This is a genomic window from Oribacterium sp. FC2011, assembly GCF_000701645.1.
In the GTDB taxonomy this organism is placed as follows: domain Bacteria; phylum Bacillota; class Clostridia; order Lachnospirales; family Lachnospiraceae; genus Oribacterium.
In genome coordinates, this window is the sequence record NZ_JNJM01000003.1 from 64361 (window position 1) to 84746 (window position 20386).

The following is a 20386-nucleotide window of genomic DNA, read 5'->3' on the forward strand; positions in this document are numbered from 1 at the left end:
ATTCCGGGTAAAAAACTCCGGTCTGTCAGGCCCTCCTGAACACACAAAGGTAAAAGCCATCCGAAGGTTCCCCCGGAAGGAACTTCTTTTCCTTTTCTAAAGTGAATCCCGGAAGGGAAAGTATGAAATCCCTGTTGTCTTCATTCTCCTCTTTGCTGAGTGTGCAGGTGGAATATATAAGCTTTCCGCCGGGTTTAACATAGTTTATAACGGTTGTAAGGATCTCTCGTTGAAGTGACTGGAGTTCCTTTATGCTGTTTAATGAAGTATTGAAACGGATGTCCGGCTTTTTGCCCATGATTCCAAGTCCGGAACACGGAAGATCCGCCAAAACGATGTCCGCTTTTCCGTTGCCGGATTCGTCCAGAAGTGAAGGATCCGGTATTCTTGCGTCAAACACCTTTGCGGAAATATTTTCAAGGGAAAGCCTTTCAATGTTTTCGTTGATAAGTGTGATCTTATCTTCTGTAAGGTCTCTTGCGTCAACATGACCTGTTCCCTGAAGGAGCTCGGCTATATGACAACTTTTTCCGCCGGGAGCGGCGCAAACGTCTACCACCAGATCTCCTGCATGAGGATCGGCCTCTATTCCGACCTGCTGTGAAGCATAGTCCTGGACAGTTATGTCGCCGCTCTTAAAGAGCTTTGTTTTTGAGATATTACCATCCATGATCTCAGAGTGTCCGTCCTTAAAACGTACATAGTTCTTCTTTGAACCCTTTAAAAACCAGTCAAGCATCTGCTCTGTGGTTTCTCTTCCGTACATAACCCTGAGATAATCATAAAGCCATAAAGGTGTGCTCAGACGAATATAGGCAGGTGTCTTTCCGGTATGGGCAAGGTCAGCAAATATAGTCTCCTTTTCTCTTGATATGGTGCGGAGGACTCCATTAACAAAGCCTGACAGAAATGATATTTTTTTGTCACTTTGTGATTTAATGAAGCTGACCGCCTCGTTAATGGCTGCACTGTCAGGGACTCTGTCCATATATAAAATCTGGTATGAGGACATACGAAGGACGGTCCTTATCAGAGGATCCATATTCTTGGTATGAGTTTTACTATGCCTGTTCAAAATGAAATCAATCTGGACGGTATACTCCAGAGTTCCCTCAACGAGACGTGTAATGAAATTGCGGTCGCGTTCTGTGAGATTGGTGTATTTTTGGAGCTGCTCTCTCAGAACGATGTGGGAAAACAGTTTTTCCTCCAGGATTTTATTCAGGCTATAAATCGCAATAGACCGCGGTGTAACTGCGGTCTTTTCCTGAGGCTTTCCGGTGTGCGTATACGGGCGGGAAGTTTTATTAAAGTGTTTTTTAAATGGCTTTTTATTTTCCATAGACGTCCTATCTTCTTCGTCTTCCTCTTCCTTGTGTGAGTAAAACTAAACGTAAAAGCTGCAGAACTGAAGATGCGGCAGCCGCAACATAGGTTAATGCGGCAGCTTTGAGAACGGCCTTGATGCCGTTAAGCTCGTTGTCATTCACCATACCGTACTCTGCCAGAGTCTGAACAGCTCTTCTGGAAGCATCAAACTCCACGGGTAAAGTCAGAAGCTGGATAGATATGGCAACTGCAAAGGCGATTATGCCAATCTGTATAAGTGAAGTCATACTTATGATGAATCCGAATAATATCAGCGGAATAGACAGCTTAGAAGCAATGGCACATAAGGGAGAGATGGTTCTCGTAAGTACCAGTGGATAATAGCCTTTCGCATCCTGGATAGCGTGTCCGCACTCATGTGCAGCCACACCGATGGCAGCGATGGAGGTGCTGTTTATAGTCGACTGACTGAGATTCAGTACTTTCTGACTTGGTACATAGTTATCGGTGAGATTACCGGCTATGCCCTGGACTCTGACATTGTTGATACCGTTTCTCTCGAGTATCATTTTTGCGGCCTGTGCTCCGGTAAGCCCGGAAAAAGCCTGTACATGTGAATACTTTTCAAAGGTTGATTGTACATTGTGGCTCGCGATCATGCTGAGAACCACACCTATCAAAACAAGGATATAAGTCGGGTCGTAAAACATTGGATAATACATAGTGATCACCTCCTGTTATTAAAAACGATAGCCCTTCAGAAAATCGGCGGCTGTCATACGTTTTTTGCCTTCAAGTTGAAGTTCATTGATTTTCAGGAAATCTTCTCCACAGACGGCAATGAGATTTTTCTTATGGTCTGTGAAAAGACGTCCCTCCATAGATTTATCGGAATTCTCCGGAGTCCTGTCTGAAGTTAATACTGCGGCTTCTTCAAATGCTCCTGCATCAAAGTATTCTTTGGAAACAACATCTCCATCCCAGAGCTTCAGCTGCTTTCCGGAAAGGAAAGTGTAGGCTGATGGCCATGGGTTAAGTCCGCGGATCTTCCTCTCTATAGTTGCTGCCGGCCCGGACCAGTCGATGAGACCGAAGGACTTGGTAAACATGCCTACCTTAGTCGCAGCATCATGATCCTGGGGAGTGCGGGTAATGCTTCCGTCAGCAATCTTATCAAGGGTTTCTACAATGAGTTCACCACCGAGAACAGCCAGTTTATCAAAAAGACTTCCGCCGGTTTCCTTGGGATCCAGAGCTATTTTTCTGGTGAGAAGAATGTCACCTGTATCAAGCCCGGCATCCATCTGCATGGTGGTGACACCGGTCTCCCGATCGCCGTTAAGGACTGCCCACTGGATAGGTGCAGCTCCACGGTACTTTGGAAGCAGTGAAGCATGAACATTGACGCAGCCATACTTTGGGATGTCGAGGATATCCTGTGGGAGTATCTGACCGAAGGCGGTTACAACTATAACATCCGGTGTAAGATCCTTTAGGAGTTTTTTAGCCTCCTCGTCATTTCGTATTTTTAAAGGTGTAATGACCGGGATAGAATGACTTTCTGCGGCGATTCTCACGTCACTTTTTTGCGCTTCTCCGTGGCGGCCTTTCGGACGGTCCGGCTGCGTCACCACAAGGCTTATCTCATGTCCTGCTTTGTATAATGCTTCCAGTGTGGAAACCGCAAAATCAGGTGTACCCATAAATATGACTTTCAAAAGACTACCTCCTAAGTATAAGCCGTTTTTTTGTTACATCTTTAAATTCATATGTATGAAAAAAGCTTTATTCTTCGTCCTCGTACTCTTCCAGATTCTCGTATGTTACATCCTCCAGTTCACCTTCGACCTTTTCGGTATAAAGGATTCCGTGGAGATGATCGTTCTCATGAGCCATGGCACGGGCAAGGAGACCCTCTGCATCAAACTCATATTCCTCCATGTTAATGTCATAGGCCTTTACATGTACCTTAAGAGGACGTGTTACAACACCTTCCTTACCCGGTACTGAAAGACATCCTTCCTCTCCGGTCTGGCACTCTTCTCCTATGGCGGTTACTGTAGGATTGATGCATACGTAACGTTTGCCATCTCCGATATCAACAACAAAAAGCTGGCGAAGTATACCAACCTGTGGAGCTGCGAGTCCGACACCATTGGCATCATACATGGTTTCAAACATATCCATGATAAGCTCCTTTGTACGGTCGGAAATATTTTTTAAAGGCTTGCATTCCTTTTCAAGGATTGGGTCGCCGATTACTCTGATTGTTCTTAAAGCCATTTTTTACTCCATTCTGAAAATATAGTTTCTTTATCACAGGCCGCGGGTCAGGTGGATTTAACCGTAAACCTCCGGCACATGGGATTTACTGAAGGTCATAGTTAAGCATAACAAATCCACGCTTGTCTTTTTCCCGGACAAGTGCAGTGAATCTGTCCCTTAACTGTATGATTATATCATGTCCGGGATGTTTAATATACACGATTTTTCGGTATATGTCATTCACCTTATATACGCTTGCCTCCAGGGGACCGATAAACTCTGCTTTTTTTTCGGAACACTCCGGCTTAAACAGCTCAGACACTGAACTGCTGATAAGTGAAAGCATTTCTTCGTCCTTCGATAAGAGCTGTATGGTCATGAGGTATTCCAAAGGCGGATATCCCATTAGTTTACGGAAGCCGATTTCTTTTTCGTAAAACAGTTTGTAGTTCTGAGTGGTTGTCAGAGCTATGGCGTAGTGATCAGGCTGATAGGTCTGGATAATGACATTACCGGGGCCTCCTGCCCTGCCTGCTCTTCCCGCTGCCTGGGTGATAAGCTGAAAGGTTCTTTCGGAAGACCGGAAATCAGGTGCCGAAAGACTTAAATCTGCAGCTATGAGACCTACAAGGGTCACATCCGGGAAGTCGTGCCCTTTTACTATCATCTGGGTTCCTATGAGTATGTCTGCCTTATGGTTTCTGAACTGCTCCAGGAGCTTTTCGTGACCGCCCTTGTTTTTGGTGGTATCTGCATCCATACGGATCACAACGGCCTCGGGAAATGTCTTTTTCACAAGGCTTTCAAGTTTTTCGGTTCCGAAGCCAAAGGGTGCAAGATAAGGGCTTCCGCAGCCGGGGCATTTTTTCATAAGCGGTGTTTCATAACCGCAATAGTGGCATCGAAGTATCCCGTCTCTGTGAAGAGTCAGGGAAACATCGCAGTGAGGGCATTTTATGGCCTGTCCGCAACTTCTGCAGGATACGAAATTGCTGTACCCTCTCCGGTTCATGAAAAGCATGATCTGCTGACGGGCTGAAAGCTTTTCCTTTATGAGCTCATAAAGTCTTTCCGAAAAGACACTGCGGTTTCCGTTTTCAAGTTCGGTTCGTAAGTCTATTATCTCGGTTTCGGCGAGATTTGAGCCCAGTCTTGCTCTTCTGTGAAGTTCAAGAAGAGTGATGTTTCCCCTCAGGGCTTCTGTGTATATATGTACAGAAGGGGTAGCGGAACCGTATAAAACGGGGCATTGGCTCAATTTTGCTCTTTGGTAAGCAACCTCCCGGGTTTCGTATCTGGGCGCTGTTTCTGATTTGTAGGCACCTTCGTGCTCTTCGTCCATGATTATGATGCCAAGCCTGTCAAAGGGAGCGAATATGGCTGAACGGGGACCCACCAGTATGTCTACTTCCCCTTTCTCACATTTCATATACTGTTCGTAACGTTCTCCCATGCTCATGCGTGAATTCAGTATCGCCACACGGCCCTTAAATCTGGTAGAGACTCTTATAACAGTCTGGTATGTGAGGGAGATTTCAGGTATGAGCATGATGACTTTATAGCCGGACCTTATGACTTCCTCCATTACATGAAGGTATACTTCGGTTTTTCCTGAACCGGTTATTCCATGAAGAAGATACCGGGGTACATCCTTTGTGCAGGTGCCACTGAGACTTTCGGAGTCCGGGATGGATTCTTCAGCTGATTCCGCAGCGGATTCTGAAGTGTTCCGGCACTTCCTGAAGCCATCGATCACAGTATCGGCAGCGGCCTTTTGTTCGGGATTCAGCTCATGGTAATCATCCTTTTCATCCTGATACCTTAAAAGAGGATCTATACGGCGGGAATTCTTTCGTACGGCGCGTTTTACCGGAAGTACGGTTTTCAGACACTGGATAAGAGTTGTTCCGTATTCGGTTGACATCCAGGAGGCAAGACTTATGAGCTGTTCCTTAACGGATATCGCGTTATTCAGAACCTCTTTGATATCTTTCACCCGGGAGGGATCGTAATCCACGGTATCTGTAAGACCTATGACATAGCCTGTTTTTTTGGCATTAGAAACACCAAAGGGGATAGAAACTCTATCCCCGGCGTGTACCTTCATTCCTTCAGGTATTCGATATGTATAAGCTCTGTCCAGAGCTTCGTTTGTAATGTCTACTATGATCTTTGCGTACATTTATACAATATCCTGTTTAAAGGCTTTAACGATCTCAGTAAGCTTCATACTGTTGGAACCCTTGAAAAGTATCACATCCTGATCCTTTGCAATGGCTTGTATAGTATTTTTAAGCTCTGAAAAATCATTGAAATATTCTATGGTTGGCTTTTTTTCGGCTCTGTTCCTGATATCGCTGTCACCAAGTGAAATATCGGGGGCATCAAAGGCTGCGTTGATTCCGGAGCCTATAGATGCGGCTTTTTCACCGTAAAGAAATACTACATCAATAGGAAGAGTAGCAAGGTATACACCGACCTCTCGGTGATAATCCAAAGTATTCTCTCCGAGTTCAAGCATATCTGCAAGAACTGCGATCTTCCGGTTTCCTTCAAGCTGTGATAAGGTGTCAAGACCTGCTTTCATGGAAACAGGTGATGCGTTGTAGGCATCGTCTATGATTGTGACGCCGTCTTTGGTTTTAAAGGTTTCTCCGCGACCTGTGACTCCGGTGAAGGACATGAGTTTATCCTTTGCCTCTTCCGTATCTACGCCGGCAAATTCCGCTATATGCATGGCTGCCGAAGCATTCTGAAGCATGTGATCACCCTTGACGGAAAGTGTCAGAGGATAGTCATCCTTTGAGTATTGTCTTATGGTGAGACTGATATCCTTTGCTATTCCGAAGTCATGGATAATGTCCGGGGTGAGTTTGCTTAAAATAGGATCATCCGCATTGACATAAAGGATACCACCGTCAGGTGTACCGTCAAGGATATGAAGCTTCTCCCGGAGAATGTTCTCCTGGGTTTTAAGCTGCTCTATATGTGCGATACCTATATTGGTAATGACTGCGGCATCCACACAGGCGATCTGAGCGATTCTTGTCATCTCTCCCGGCTCGGACATTCCAAGCTCGATAACCGCAATATCTGCTCCTGAGCGGGCCATCTGGAACATTGTAATAGGAACTCCAACCTGGGAGTTTGCATTGCCGGCGGTCTGAAATACCTTTTTTCCGGCACTGAGTGCTGTGGCTATCATGGTTCTGGTGGTGGTTTTTCCTACGGAACCTGTTACACCTATAACCGTGCCATGGAACTTAAGGCGCTCCATATAACCTATCTCCTGAAGGGCCTCTTTTGTATCATTTACCTGATAAAATCTTACATCCGGATATTTTTCCTTCAGTGGAGAAATATCTCTCGAACTCAAAACGGCAACTGCACCGTTTTGTATGGCCATGTCGATATAGTCATGTCCGTCACTGCGTTCGCCGATGATGGGAACGAACAATGCATGGTTCATTTGTTTTCGGGAGTCAAGTACTATCTCCTCTATGTCATCATCTGTAAAACCAAAACTTTTATCTGCGGTAATCATAAAGTGTCCTTCTTAGAATAGTTTATCGGGTTTGAGATACCCGGTTGTATATTTTTTAATGAATAATTATCAATGATCATGCATGGAGACATGAATCTGTGCTTTTGATCAAAGGTTAAATTTTACGGCAGTCTCGGCTATAACCTCACGGTCAAGGAAATGTGTGCGTACACCCTTTACCTCCTGGTAATCCTCGTGACCTTTTCCGATAACTGCTATCATGTCACCCGGCTCTGCATGAGTCATGGCATATTCAATGGCCTCTCTTCTGTCAGGGATCTCAACGTATTTGCCTCCTGCGGGAACCAATGTTGACTTAATATCATTGATGATGTCCTCCGTCTCTTCAAAACGGGAGTTGTCAGCAGTAAGAATGCTTAAGTCAGCATATTTGGCTGCAGCCTTGCCCATGCCGTAACGTCTGTCCTTTGCACGGTTTCCTCCGCAGCCAAAAAGGACAACAAGTCTTTTTGGAGCATATTCCCTGAGTGTGACCAGAAGGTTTTCCATGGCCATTTCGTTATGAGCATAGTCAACAAGCACCGACATATCTTTGTTTTTGAAAGCTACTTCTGTTCTGCCGTCAACTTTAATCCTGCTTAGAGCATGGAGCATAGAGGTCTTTTCTATTCCTGCCAGAGTAAGGCAGGAAATGGCGGCCATAGCATTGGAAACGTTGTATTTTCCGGGCATGTCGAGGCGTACCGAAAGATCTGTGTGGCCCTGAACCTGGAACTCAACACCGACAAATTCATGGTCATTTATCGGTTTTATACCATCTGCTGTGAAATCAGCCGGTTTTTCCAGAGAATAAGTGTAAATCTTGCAAGGGGCATTTTCTATAAACTCAGCTGCGTAATCTGCATCAAGGTTTACGATTCCTGTTTTGGACTGCTTAAATATACAGCTCTTGAAAAATTTATATTCTTCGAAATCCGCATGTTCATTAGGGCCGATGTGATCGGGCTCAATGTTTGTGAATATGCCGAAATCAAAGGTGATGGCATCCACTCTGTGAAGCTTGAAGGCCTGTGAGGAAGCCTCCATAACAACATAACTGCATCCTTCATCCACCATATCCCTGAAATAATGCTGGAGGTCATAGGACTCGGGAGTAGTGTTTTTTGTAGGTATATGTTTTCCGCAATACTCCACACCGGTAGTTCCGATGCAGCCGGCTTTTTTACCGGCTGACTCCAGGATCTGATGTATCATATGTGCTGTTGTGGTTTTTCCCTTGGTGCCTGTAATGGCGATGACAGTAAGCTCCTCTGACGGATGTCCGAAGCGGGCTGCACTGAGTTTTGCAAGGGCCTCTCTGGAATTTTCAACTTTAACTATAGTGATATCCTTATTGAGGGCGGTTTCATCGATACCGGTTTCGGAGAGATTCTCTTCCACTACAATTGCGGTGCAACCTTTGGAGATTACATCAGGGATATACTTGTGGGAATCAACATTGGCACCCTTCATGCATACAAATACTGTCTTAGGTGCAGCTTTTCTGGAGTCGAATACTACCTCTTCTACAACGGATCCGGCCGGGTTTCCCTGTAAGGTATCAAAAGATATATCTGAAAGCCATTCTGCTAATTTAGCCATATAATTCATCTCTTTTCTTAAAACATTGGTTGTGATCAGGGGAACACCGGTTAGATGCACCCTGATCTTATATTTCATGAGTCGAATAAATATCCTCAGAACAATCCTACGATCTTTCCGTCAACCACGTCGATATCAAAGGCGGCCGGCTTTTTGGGAAGTCCCGGCATAGTCATGATATCTCCTGTGAGGCATACTATGAAACCTGCTCCGGCAGATACATAAGCCTCTCTCACGGTGATACGGAAGTTTGAAGGTCTGCCAAGCTTCTTTGGGTCATCACTGAGACTGTACTGGGTCTTTGCCATGCATACAGGTACATTTCCGAAACCGAGCTCTGTGAGTTTATCAAGAGCTTTCTTTGCCTTAGGCTCGAAATCCACACCGTCAGCTCCATAGATATTGATGGCTACTGAATTGATCTTGTCATAAAGTGATTCTGAAAGATTCTGAACAGGTGCGAAATTGGATTCCTTAGTCTCCAGTGTCCTGATAACTGCATTGGCAAGTTCAACACCGCCCTTTCCGCCTTCGCCATGAACCTTGGAAAGAGCAAAATCAGCACCTTTGTTACGGCAGAAATCTTCTATGAAGTTAAGCTCTGCGTCTGTGTCGGATGCAAACTGATTTATGGCAACAACTACGGGAACGCCATAGGTCTGAAGGTTTTCTATATGCTTTTCGAGATTTACGATACCCTTTCTTAATGCATCGAGATTTTCTGTGGAAAGCTCTGCCTTCGGAACTCCGCCGTTATACTTAAGGGCTCTTACTGTTGCTACGAGAACAACGGCATCAGGTTTGAATCCTGCCATCTGGCACTTGATATCAAAAAATTTCTCTGCACCGAGATCTGCACCGAATCCGGCTTCAGTAACGGCGATATCACCGAGCTTAAGGGCAAAACGTGTTGCCTGTACGGAGTTGCAGCCGTGAGCAATATTGGCAAAAGGTCCACCATGAACGATGGCCATATTGTGCTCAAGGGTCTGAATGATGTTTGGCTTTATGGCATCTTTAAGAAGTGCTGCCATAGAACCTGTGGCATGAAGCATATCGGCAGTCACAGGATTTCCGTCAACATCATAAGCAACTATTATACGTGCAAGACGGGCTTTTAGGTCATCCATGTCATCTGCAAGGCAGAGTATAGCCATTATCTCGGATGCAACGGTGATGACAAAGTGGTCTTCTCTTACTACGCCATCAGTCTTTCTTCCCATTCCGATGACAATGTTTCTGAGCTGACGGTCATTCATATCCTCGCAGCGTTTCCAGTTAATGCTCTTAAGGTCGATCCTGAGTTCGTTGCCCTGTTGGATATGATTGTCAAGAAGTGCGGCAAGAAGATTGTTTGCACTGGTTATGGCATGGAAATCACCTGTAAAGTGAAGATTGAGATCCTCCATAGGAACCACCTGGGCATATCCGCCGCCGGCGGCTCCGCCCTTTATACCGAAACAAGGTCCGAGTGAAGGCTCTCTCAAGGCTACTACTGCTTTTTTGCCAACATAGTTTAACGCATCAGTTAGACCTATGGATGTTGTGGTCTTTCCTTCTCCGGCAGGTGTTGGATTGATGGCAGTAACCAGAACCAGTTTTCCGTTTGGACGGTCCTTTAATTTGTCCCAAAGTTCATTGCTGAGCTTTGCTTTGTACTTTCCGTATTGTTCGAGATCGTCTGCCTCAATTTGGTATCTGGCAGCGACGTCGGTAATACGTTCCATAACGGCTTCCTGTGCGATTTCGATATCAGACTTCATTTTGTACCTCTTTCTCCCTGGTATAAATCAGACAACAAAAATATCTTCAAAGGAATGTATCCTAAGAATTCAGAGCATTAAATTCATCAAGACTCATAAGAATCTTTCTGGGTTTTGTGCCTTCCTCAGGCCCAACCACATTGGCCTCTGCCAGCTGATCCATGATTCTTGCAGCGCGGTTAAAGCCTATGCGGAATTTCCGCTGAAGCATACCGATGGATGCTTTCTCGGATTCGATAATGAGCTGACCGGCTTCAAAGAAAAGATCATCCAGGTCACTCTGGGAACTGCCGGCACCGGCAGCACCGCCTCCTGACTGTACCTGAGCCTGAATGTCTTCGCTGTATTGTATGTCACCCATAGTCTTTTTGATGAAATCCGTAACGGCCCCGACTTCCTGGTCGGACACAAAGGCACCCTGAACACGAATCGGCTTGGGGATGCCCTGAGGGAAGAACAGCATATCTCCCTTTCCGAGAAGCTTTTCGGCACCATTCATATCAATGATGGTACGGGAATCGGTTCCGGAAGAAACTGCAAAAGCTATACGGCTAGGAACATTGGCCTTGATAAGACCGGTGATGACATCTACTGTAGGACGCTGGGTAGCGATAACCAGATGCATTCCGGCTGCACGGGCAAGCTGTGCTATACGACAGATGGAATCTTCCACCTCCTGACTTGATACCATCATAAGGTCGGCAAGCTCGTCGATGATGATTACAATCTGAGGCAGCTTTTCGGGCTTCTGATCCTCGGGAACCTCAGGGTCATTAATGACTCTTTCGATTTTCTCGTTGTAGCCCTTAAGGTCTCTTGATCCGCTTTCCGCAAACTTCTTGTATCTGTCTGTCATTTCGGCTACGGCCCAGTTAAGGGCAGCTGCAGCCTTTTTAGGGTCAGTGACTACAGGAATAAGGAGGTGAGGGATGCCGTTGTATACACTTAACTCAACCACCTTGGGGTCTACCATGATCATACGAAGCTCTTCAGGCTTGTACTTAAAAAGCATGGACATAATGAGAGTGTTGATACAAACCGATTTTCCGGAGCCTGTGGATCCAGCGATAAGGAGGTGAGGCATCTTTGCTATATCGGTTACTATGGTCTTACCGGCAATGTCTTTTCCTACACCGAAGGCAATCCTTGATTTTGCGTCAGCAAACTCTGAGCTCCTGAAAACATCTCCCAGATAAACCATGGAACTATGTTTGTTCGGAACCTCGATTCCAACTGCGGATTTTCCGGGGATAGGAGCTTCTATACGGATGTCAACTGCTGCAAGTGCCATCTTGATATCATTGGTTAGGGAAACGATCTTTGAAACCTTGACACCGATCTCAGGCTGAAGCTCGTAACGTGTTACAGCCGGTCCTACTGAAATATTGGTGATCTTTACATTGATACCAAAGCTTTTCAAAGTCTCCTGAAGAACTACTGCGTTCTGACGGATTTCTTCCCTTGAGTCGGAGTCCTGTGCACCACCGCTCTTCAAAAGGCTGAGTGGTGGGATGATATAAGGCTTCGGAGGCTTTTTCTTTTTGATCTCCTGTTCTACTTTTGCGTTGTCAAGAGCAGTAGGAGTGTTTTCACGTTTCTCTCTTTCAAGCTGAGTCTCTATCTTTTTGGATACAGGCTCAACATCAGCATCTATTATCTGACCGTTTGAGGTGACGATACGTCTTCTGCCCTGTTCCATGTCGCCTCTTGAAATAGTGGCTTTACCGTCAGATGACATGGAGATGCCGTCGTCATCCAGGAAATTCTCCTGAGGATCATTTTCATCCATATTGTCAAATGATGAAATATCATTTTCTGAGACATTATCCTCATATGCGGCTTCAGCTGTATTATCAATGTCGGAAAACTGAGAATAATCATTTGTATCCCGGGCAAAGGATGAGCTTTCATCATAAAGCTCATCAGTAACTTCCGTGACTTCTATACCTGTAGAAGGTTCAACGGCACTGTGTGGAACCCGTACATCGTTAAACAGATTGTCTCTATATGAAGATGTTCCGGCGTCTGTGCCCTGAGAGGAAAGAGACGAAGCTTTGCTTTCCGGTTTTGCATGACGCTCGAAAGCTGCATCAAGTGCGGCATCTACCTCTGCAAAAGGTTCGGCATAAAGATCCGGTTCGGATACATGATTGGCATCTCGTGAAGGTGCTATGTCAAAATCGTAATTATGCACAGGAGCAGCATTGTTTGAAGCCAATGCCAAAGGTTCTTCAACCTGCATACCTGTACGGTTTATTACGTTTGTCGGGGATCCTAAGGCTACGGCAGGCGAATCATCTGTTCCCGTAAGGGCAAAGTCTATACGCTTCTGCGCAAGCTCACGCTGCTGTGCTTCCCTTGCAAGTCGTCTTTCTTCTCTCCGAATGCGGGCAGAGGCTGCAACATCGTTCCAGTTTTCTTTTGCTCTGTCTCTTGCCATAATAGCAGCTTTTCCTGATCCCTCTGCAAGTATCCTTGCAAGTGGTTTGCCGGTAATATAAATAAGACAAATGAAACAAGCCACAAGAAGAATGAGTATAGCTCCAACCTTTCCTGTCACAGAATAAAGAACCATGGCGAGAGCACCGCCTATGGCTCCTCCTCCGGTGCCCTTTTCGGCACCCAGTTTATAAAAATCTGCAAGTCCCATTTGAGCAACTTCCCCGAAGGCAAGCTGCAGAAAAGCCGATATAAATATAAGCATGAAAAGAGCTGTTGTCATCCGGAATGTGGCATAAGGATTATCCAGATTGGAGAGTATAAAAACCACCACAAAGCTTAAAACTATAGGAAAAATAAATCCGACAATTCCAAAGAGACCAAGCTGAACACCTCTTAGGAAAGCTCCTATAGGTCCACAAAGTCCTAAATTGGATAAAAACAGAAATGCTGATATTGCAAATGTAATGATAATGGCGACTTCGTCACTCATCATCGGTGCGTCATATGTAATTTTCTTTGAACGACTGCTTGTTGTCGTTCTTTTTTTTGCTTTATTTTTACTGCCTTTTGGTCTACCCATTTTACCCCACCTTAATAAATGCAAAACATAACTACTACATTATAGACCATCTGATGAATAAAATCCATATCCTTAAAACTTATGTTCTGATTTGTTCATGACAGTTCTCTCCTAAGCATTGAAATAAGGCGGTTTTTGCCTGTAAAAAATATGTTTTGTTTGACTTTAAAAACACTCGGTGATACCCTATGTTTAAAGACATAAAAATACAAGTCTCAAAATACAGGAGTTATATCATGATCAATGTTGCTATAGTTAGTCCGGATCATTCACTGGAACCTGTGGACAAGGTTATTTCAGAGCATGATTTTGGATGTCAGTTTTTCAAGTATATATATAAGAAGCTTACCGATATAGATGAAATATATCAGGACTGTAAAGGAAAATGCGACGTAATATTTTTCTCCGGAGAGCTTGGTTATCATTATATAAAAAATAAATTCCCGGACATAAGGATACCCTGTACTTTTACAGCTTATGAGCCTATAGATGTATTATCGATACTTCTTCAGTTCAAAAATGAGCATCCCGGAACTAAATTAAACAGGATTTATTGTGATTTCCTGACTCCTACAAATAATTATATGGGAGTGAGTCAATATATAAAAAAAGATGAATGCCCATTTTTTTATGAAGATACTCATTATGATTATAAGCATCTTACAGCTTATGCCAAAAAACTTTGGGACGATGGCAAGATAGATTATATACTCTCCCGTTCCATCAATAATCTTAAAAGACTGGATGAACTTCACATTCCTTATGTTGCTGTTTTTCCTTCGGAGGATATGATAGTCAAGTCCATTAGAACGGCACTTAAGGAGTTAAAGCTTAATCAGTTTGATCAGAAGGATGAGTTAAGCATTCTTATCCGTTTACCTTTTGGTGAGGATATAGACCAGGAGGAACAGGAATACCGTGAGGCTACCTTGTATAAGATGCTTGTTGATCACCGTAAGGAGAATCACATACATTTCAGCATTACTCAGGGATTTAATCAGTTTGAGATTCATGCACAGATGGAGGCAGGGACATTTGAAGTTGAGAAGCTCCGCCCTATTCTTCTAAAAATGAAGAAGGAGCTTGGATTTGCTTTCAGAATAGGTGCCGGTGTCAGCTCGTCAAAGGAGCGTTCAAGATATTTTTCCGAACATGCTTTGATGGAGGCCAACAGATATGGCAGAAACGATGCATTTTTTGTTGGTGAGGAAGGTAAAGTAACGGGACCTTTGAGTTCGGATACTCAGCTTATGTATAATTATTCCAATGAAAAGGCGCTGAATTTTGCCAGGGATAATGGTATCAACGAAACGAATATCCTTAAGCTCATCAGTATGTTTGAGCAGGATGAGAGGCAGATTATCAGTTCACATGAGTTATCTTCCATTCTTGGGATAACTCCGAGATCTGCGAGTCGTATTCTGGCGAAGCTTCTGGATCTTCACATCATCAGTCTGAGTGAGAATGGTGAGCATGACAGGTCCGTAAGACAGGGTAGGCCGACGCACTACTATAACTTTAATGGGCTTGAGTTCAGGAATGCGCTTATGTAGTGAAATGGGACGAGAAACCGAAGCGGCGGGCGCCGGCCCACTCGATTGAAAAGACAGTCTGTCAGTTATGTCCGTCATCGTCACACTGACGTGTGCCGTTGACGGACATAACTGACAGACTGTCTTTTCAACTCGCAAGCCTTGGCACCCACCGCTTCGGTTTCTCTCACGTTTTGGCTTAATTTACAATTGAATCAAGTGACAAAAGAGGTAGCACCGAGGTGCTACCCTTTTTGTAGATTGGATTAATCGCCGATTACGTTTCGTATTGCGACCGGGGTGCGGTAGTTCCAGCGGTAGATGCGGATGCCGGAGCGGCGGGAGGCTGCGTTTACAACCTGACCGTTTCCGATGTACATACCGACGTGGTTTATGGTTCCGCTGCGGTTTGCATAGAATACGAGGTCGCCGGGTTTCATGTTTTCACTGCTTACTTTTACGCCGGCTCCTGCCTGGTCACGGGATACTCTTGGTACATAGATTCCGAAATTTTTGAGAACCGACTGTACAAAGCCTGAGCAATCGGCTCCGTGTGTGAGGGAGGTTCCGCCCCAAACGTAAGGGTTTCCGACGAACTGGCAGGCGTAGTTCACGATCTTGTTTCTGAAGGCTGCTGCAGCGTTGGCAGCTTCTACTGCAGGGTAATACTCGATGGCTTCCTGAAGTGCGTATCTTACGGAAACATTGTTGTCACGGGTTGATACGAAGGATCCCTGTGATGAGTCACTGTCATCACCGTCACCGAGATCAAGTTCTACCCATCCATCCATCTGATTTACTACGTCATAGCGCTGTCCGCTGGTTACCTGCGTCCAGGCTTCGGAATCTGTTGATGCCTGAGATCGTACATTAAGTGACTGTGTATTGATGATGGCCATAACGTGAGCATTCTGCACGGCAAGATCCTGGGCAGTCTGGCCTGTGGCAAGAAGGTCTGCACGAACATAACCTTCTACGGAACCTGACTTTATATGGTACCAGCCGTTTTCTTCCCCAAGGATGTTACAGCCTCCGTATCCCGGGAATTTTCCGATTATGTTGTCAATGCCTTTTTCTTCAGGTGAAGAACGCACATTGATGTAATCGGAAGCCAGTGAAACACCGAGATTATCATACATGTTGAGAACCTTCTGCTTAAGATTCAGTGACTTTGCTTCATCAAGACCAAAACCAAGGGAAACATTCTCAGGGGACGCAGACATATAGGCTATGTCAAAATTATCGATATTGTCCGAGGAAATCATGATCCAGTCTTCATTTACTCTCCCAAGAACCTCGTACTTCTCTCCTTTTGCTGCAGAACCGATGGTGTTTCCATCTGCTATTTCAGGAGTTGAACGTATACGCAGTTTGTCAGTAACAACGGTGGCTCTTGGTTTAATAAGGCTTCCTGCAAGAGTTTTTGCATCCTCTCCTGTTACTATATAGGCAGAAGCAACATATCCGTCCATACCGCCGGATCTTATATGCATCCAGCCGGAAGCATTTTCGGGGGCTGCTTCCACTACGTCAACAGCAGAACCATTGGCAAGCATGCCCATGATATTGGTAAGGTCATTCTGGTCAGGGGCACTGCGGAAATTGATATAGCTGTCGCAGGTTACGATTCCGAGATCCGCATATTGTGCAATTGAATTGTTGATGGCCTCCATCTGGATGGCCTTTGTAAATACCTGAATTTCTGATAGAGTTGACTTTACGGGCTGACTTTCACCGGCAGAGGCGATGTCTTCCACAGCAGTCTCTGATTCTACAGCCATTACGGTATCTTGTGAAAGTGTGGATTTCTGTCCCTTCATTATAAGAGCTATGATAATGGCTATGACCAGTACACATAGAATTCCTGCCGAAACAAAAAGCATTGTATGTTCTCTGTCATAATTCATTTTTGGATTTCCCATATATTGATACTCCTGTGAAAATTGGCATGAGATGTATTATATCATATATATTTTAGCATAATTCTGAAGTTTTGCTGAACATGTATATATGCATTGAAAGTGTAAGTTTAATGTTGGATTTAAATAGCGGGAATCGTCTGAGAAGCGCCTTCCTATGATAGATAGCTCCACAAAATCTTTCATGCTTCACTGACAGTTATTCTGACACACAGGGCCGGCAAGAATCGTCCCCGGTGGTTCTATATTAAAAAAGGCTGCAGCGTTTTGCTGCAGCCTGAGAGTTTTTGTTATTTTGACAGGAGCATTCTGTCGTTTGCAAAGTTTCCGCCGGATAGCTCTTCAAACTTATGAAGGAGATCCTCAACGGTAAGTTTTTTCTTCTCTTCACCTGAAATATCAAGAGCAACTCTGCCTTCGTTCATCATTATGAGACGGTTACCGTGGGCTATGGCATCACGCATGTTGTGTGTAACCATAAGAGTTGTAAGGTGATGTTCTTCTACAACCTTGTCGGTTGCTGCAAGAACCTTTGAAGCAGTCTTGGGATCCAGAGCCGCGGTGTGCTCGTCCAGGAGCAGAACCTTCGGCTTTTTCATGGTGGCCATAATAAGTGTAAGAGCTTGTCTCTGACCACCGGAGAGGAGTCCTACCTTTGCTGTAAGTCTGTCCTCAAGTCCAAGATCAAGATCCTTAAGGTACTCCTGATACTGCTCTCTTTCTTTTTTGGTAACGCCCCAGCGGAGGGTGCGCCTCTGACCTCTTCTTGCGGCAAGGGCCATGTTTTCATCGATCTGCATGTCACCGGCGGTTCCTGTCATAGGGTCCTGAAATACTCTGCCGAAATAGGGAGCACGCTGGTACTCTGAAAGTCCTGATACATCAACTCCGTCAACAAGTATCATTCCTGAATCCAGAGGCCATACACCGGCAACTGCATTCATAATTGTGGATTTTCCGGCGCCGTTACCACCTATGACTGTACAGAAATCTCCGTCATTAAGGGTGATGCTCACATCAATGAGGGCCTTCTTTTCGTTAATGGTACCGGGATTAAAGGTTTTGTTAATGTTTCTGATTTCCAGCATTAGTCTGCCTCCTTACCGTTATTTGCTGATTCAGCCTGAAGCTTTGCGTTTCGCTTGGCCAAACCGGAAAAAGAATTATTGCTGCGTTCTTTTAGATAAGGTACTGCAAGGAATGCTGCAACCACGATTGCTGTAAGAAGCTTCATATCGTCAGCAGGGAACTTAAGCCACAGAACGAATACATAAACCATATAGTAGATGATGGCACCGATAACAGTGAAGCTGAGTCTCATAATGAAATTGAGACGTTTTCCTACGAGAGTTTCGGCAAGAACTTCACCGATGATAACGGCAGCAAGGCCGATAACGATGGAACCCTGTCCCATCTTAACATCAGCGAAACCCTGATACTCTGAAAGGATACCGCCTGAAAGAGCTACGAGACCGTTGCCCAGCATAAGGGCTATGATCTTCATTTTGTTTGTGTCGATACCCTGGGCTCTGGACATATTCGGATTTATACCCGTGGCACGGATGGAGCTTCCAAGCTCTGTTCCCAGGAACCAATAGATAACGGCGATGATACATATGTCAACTACCAGTGTTAATGTCAGAGTCTGTCCGAGATAACGGATATTGGAAGTAAAGAATACTCTTACCGAATTTATAGGTACAGCCTGGTTTGCCTTTCCCATTATATTGAGGTTTATGGAATAAAGTGATATCTGGGTGAGGATTCCTGCCAGAATATCCGGGATACCGAGTTTTGTGTGAAGGATACCTGTTATGCATCCAGAAAGGATACCGGAGAAAAAGGAAGCTATGAGAACTATCTGAGGATCTACGCCATTTAATATGAGCATAACTGCAACAGCTCCTCCAAGTGAAAAGGAACCATCGACTGTCATATCCGCAAATTTAAGTACACGGAAAGTGATATAGACACCCAGTGCCATGATGCCCCAGATCAGTCCCTGGGCAATACCTCCCGGAGCTGCATTCCACAGAGCTACAGGATTAAGTGAAGAAAAATAAGCTTGCATTTAGTGAATCTCCGTTATCTTGAATGATTGATTTTAATGTTTCTAAAGCAGCACGCAGAATTGCGATACGCCTTATCCATAATGAAAAATAATTCAGTGCAATATATGTAACAATATTGCACTGATCTTTATTGAATATGATTTGATACTATAGATTTAAGATATTACTCTACTGCTGTGTAAGAATCAGGAATTGTGATACCGATAGCATCTGCATAAGCCTTGTTGTATTCCTTTGTTGTAGCTTCAGCGTAAGCGATAGGCATTGTAGAAACGTCTGCACCGTTTGAAAGGATTTCGATTGCCTGCTTACCTGTTGCACGTCCCAGATCTTCATAGCTGATGGAAAGTGTAGCAAGAGCTCCGGACTTCATCATGTTCTCTTCTCCGCAGATGATAGGGATACCTGCAGGCTGAACTATGTTATTGATAACAGTCATGTTGGAAGCTGCTGTATTGTCGGTAGGGATATACATAGCATCACAATCTGCAACAGCTGACTGAACTACTGACTGAAGATCGTTTGAATCCGAGAATGTGAACTCCTTGTATGCGATTCCGTCTTCTTCAAGATATTTCTCGATCTGGGATGCCTGGTACTGAGAGTTGGCCTCTGCTGAGCAATAAAGGATAGAAACATTCTTAACATCAGGAACAAGCTCAAGGATCATGTCCTCCTGCTGATCAAGAGGTGCAAGATCTGAAGTTCCGGAAATGTTGATGCCGGTACCCTTTGATGCATCGAAGTTGTCCATTGCAAGTGCTGTGCCGTAATCTGTTACGGAGGTACCAAGGATTGGGATATCCTGAGTAGCATTCATGGCTGACTGAAGTGCAGGTGTTGCATTTGCAAGGATGAGGTCATATTCATTGGATACGAATCCATTGATGATGGTTGTACATGTAGCTGAATCACCCTGTGCGTTCTGCTCGTCAATGAATACATTGTCGCCGTACTCTTCCTTAAGGACGTCGATGAAGCCCTTTGTAGCTGCATCAAGTGCACTGTGCTGAACAAGCTGGCAGATACCAACTTTGAGCTGCTTATCTGATGCTGCACCATCAGCCGGAGCTGCGGATTCTTCTTTTGCAGCTTCAGTTGCGCCTGCGGCTTCAGCTTTAGTCTCCGCTGCAGAACTTGCTGCAGGTGTTGTTGATGAACCACAAGCTGTGAGTGAAGCTGCTGCAAGAACAGCTGCCATGGAAACTGCTGTCAATTTAGTCATTTTTTTCATAACTTTTTCTCCCTTTTCCAGATGATGATTCGCGCCGATACTTTAGCGCTTTAAATCGTTTTATTTTTTATATTATAGGACATGGAACCGGGTATATCAAGACG

The 20386-nt window shown here is 44.7% G+C and carries 14 protein-coding genes; 1 reads left to right on the top strand and 13 read right to left on the bottom strand.

All coding sequences use genetic code 11. From position 1 onward, the window contains the following. Positions 1-25: 25 nt before the first annotated feature. The 9 genes from T357_RS0103145 to T357_RS0103185 all read right to left on the bottom strand — a co-directional run bounded on the left by T357_RS0103145 (position 26) and on the right by T357_RS0103185 (position 13525). A complete protein-coding gene (locus T357_RS0103145; RefSeq protein ID WP_049962237.1) occupies positions 26-1342 on the bottom strand; it encodes a transcription antitermination factor NusB in 1317 nt (438 codons plus the stop codon). Positions 1343-1349: 7 nt separating this feature from the next. Beyond that, positions 1350-2051 carry a zinc metallopeptidase gene (locus T357_RS0103150; RefSeq protein WP_031548527.1) on the bottom strand — a complete coding sequence of 234 codons (702 nt, stop codon included), beginning with the start codon at positions 2049-2051 and terminating at the stop codon, positions 1350-1352. Between the two features lie 18 nt (positions 2052-2069). Continuing rightward, positions 2070-3047, bottom strand: coding sequence for a methionyl-tRNA formyltransferase (gene fmt, locus T357_RS0103155; RefSeq protein ID WP_031548529.1), 978 nt, complete (start codon positions 3045-3047; stop codon positions 2070-2072). A gap of 67 nt (positions 3048-3114) precedes the next feature. Beyond that, positions 3115-3612, bottom strand: a complete 498-nt coding sequence (def, locus tag T357_RS0103160; RefSeq protein WP_031548531.1) for a peptide deformylase — start codon at positions 3610-3612, stop codon at positions 3115-3117. Between the two features lie 85 nt (positions 3613-3697). Beyond that, positions 3698-5776 carry a replication restart helicase PriA gene (priA, locus tag T357_RS0103165; RefSeq protein ID WP_031548532.1) on the bottom strand — a complete coding sequence of 693 codons (2079 nt, stop codon included), beginning with the start codon at positions 5774-5776 and terminating at the stop codon, positions 3698-3700. Beyond that, positions 5777-7138 carry a UDP-N-acetylmuramoyl-tripeptide--D-alanyl-D-alanine ligase gene (locus T357_RS0103170; RefSeq protein WP_031548534.1) on the bottom strand — a complete coding sequence of 454 codons (1362 nt, stop codon included), beginning with the start codon at positions 7136-7138 and terminating at the stop codon, positions 5777-5779. Between the two features lie 108 nt (positions 7139-7246). Continuing rightward, positions 7247-8740: a UDP-N-acetylmuramoyl-L-alanyl-D-glutamate--2,6-diaminopimelate ligase gene (locus tag T357_RS0103175; RefSeq protein WP_044916024.1), complete on the bottom strand. Its 1494-nt coding sequence runs from the start codon at positions 8738-8740 to the stop codon at positions 7247-7249. A gap of 95 nt (positions 8741-8835) precedes the next feature. Beyond that, positions 8836-10503, bottom strand: a complete 1668-nt coding sequence (locus T357_RS0103180) for a formate--tetrahydrofolate ligase (RefSeq protein WP_031548538.1) — start codon at positions 10501-10503, stop codon at positions 8836-8838. 61 nt (positions 10504-10564) lie between these two features. After that, positions 10565-13525, bottom strand: a complete 2961-nt coding sequence (locus T357_RS0103185) for an FtsK/SpoIIIE family DNA translocase (RefSeq protein ID WP_081828030.1) — start codon at positions 13523-13525, stop codon at positions 10565-10567. Between the two features lie 236 nt (positions 13526-13761). Between T357_RS0103185 and T357_RS0103190 the strand changes: the two genes are divergently transcribed. Further along, a complete protein-coding gene (locus T357_RS0103190; protein ID WP_031548542.1) occupies positions 13762-15078 on the top strand; it encodes a cyclic nucleotide-binding domain-containing protein in 1317 nt (438 codons plus the stop codon). 245 nt (positions 15079-15323) lie between these two features. Here the strand turns inward: T357_RS0103190 and T357_RS0103195 are convergent, their stop codons facing one another. From T357_RS0103195 to T357_RS0103210, 4 genes are all read right to left on the bottom strand, one after another. Beyond that, a complete protein-coding gene (locus T357_RS0103195; RefSeq protein WP_031548545.1) occupies positions 15324-16979 on the bottom strand; it encodes a C40 family peptidase in 1656 nt (551 codons plus the stop codon). Between the two features lie 287 nt (positions 16980-17266). Then, positions 17267-18064 carry an ABC transporter ATP-binding protein gene (locus tag T357_RS0103200; protein WP_031548547.1) on the bottom strand — a complete coding sequence of 266 codons (798 nt, stop codon included), beginning with the start codon at positions 18062-18064 and terminating at the stop codon, positions 17267-17269. Next, the gene (locus tag T357_RS0103205; protein ID WP_031548549.1) at positions 18064-19047 is read right to left on the bottom strand and encodes an ABC transporter permease; all 984 of its coding nucleotides are present in this window, start codon (positions 19045-19047) and stop codon (positions 18064-18066) included. Before T357_RS0103205 ends, T357_RS0103200 begins: the two co-directional genes overlap by 1 nt. Before the next feature lie 164 nt (positions 19048-19211). Next, positions 19212-20282 carry an ABC transporter substrate-binding protein gene (locus T357_RS0103210; RefSeq protein ID WP_031548550.1) on the bottom strand — a complete coding sequence of 357 codons (1071 nt, stop codon included), beginning with the start codon at positions 20280-20282 and terminating at the stop codon, positions 19212-19214. Positions 20283-20386: the final 104 nt, after the last annotated feature.

Coding starts and splice junctions, on each gene's coding strand:
- T357_RS0103200 (WP_031548547.1), bottom strand. CDS start 18,064: ATGCTGGAAATCAGAAACATTAACAAAACCTTTAATCCCGGTACCATT.
- T357_RS0103180 (WP_031548538.1), bottom strand. CDS start 10,503: ATGAAGTCTGATATCGAAATCGCACAGGAAGCCGTTATGGAACGTATT.
- T357_RS0103205 (WP_031548549.1), bottom strand. CDS start 19,047: ATGCAAGCTTATTTTTCTTCACTTAATCCTGTAGCTCTGTGGAATGCA.
- def (WP_031548531.1), bottom strand. CDS start 3,612: ATGGCTTTAAGAACAATCAGAGTAATCGGCGACCCAATCCTTGAAAAG.
- T357_RS0103210 (WP_031548550.1), bottom strand. CDS start 20,282: ATGAAAAAAATGACTAAATTGACAGCAGTTTCCATGGCAGCTGTTCTT.
- T357_RS0103175 (WP_044916024.1), bottom strand. CDS start 8,740: ATGGCTAAATTAGCAGAATGGCTTTCAGATATATCTTTTGATACCTTA.
- T357_RS0103190 (WP_031548542.1), top strand. CDS start 13,762: ATGATCAATGTTGCTATAGTTAGTCCGGATCATTCACTGGAACCTGTG.
- priA (WP_031548532.1), bottom strand. CDS start 5,776: ATGTACGCAAAGATCATAGTAGACATTACAAACGAAGCTCTGGACAGA.
- T357_RS0103185 (WP_081828030.1), bottom strand. CDS start 13,525: ATGGGTAGACCAAAAGGCAGTAAAAATAAAGCAAAAAAAAGAACGACA.
- T357_RS0103170 (WP_031548534.1), bottom strand. CDS start 7,138: ATGATTACCGCAGATAAAAGTTTTGGTTTTACAGATGATGACATAGAG.
- T357_RS0103195 (WP_031548545.1), bottom strand. CDS start 16,979: ATGGGAAATCCAAAAATGAATTATGACAGAGAACATACAATGCTTTTT.
- T357_RS0103150 (WP_031548527.1), bottom strand. CDS start 2,051: ATGTATTATCCAATGTTTTACGACCCGACTTATATCCTTGTTTTGATA.
- T357_RS0103145 (WP_049962237.1), bottom strand. CDS start 1,342: ATGGAAAATAAAAAGCCATTTAAAAAACACTTTAATAAAACTTCCCGC.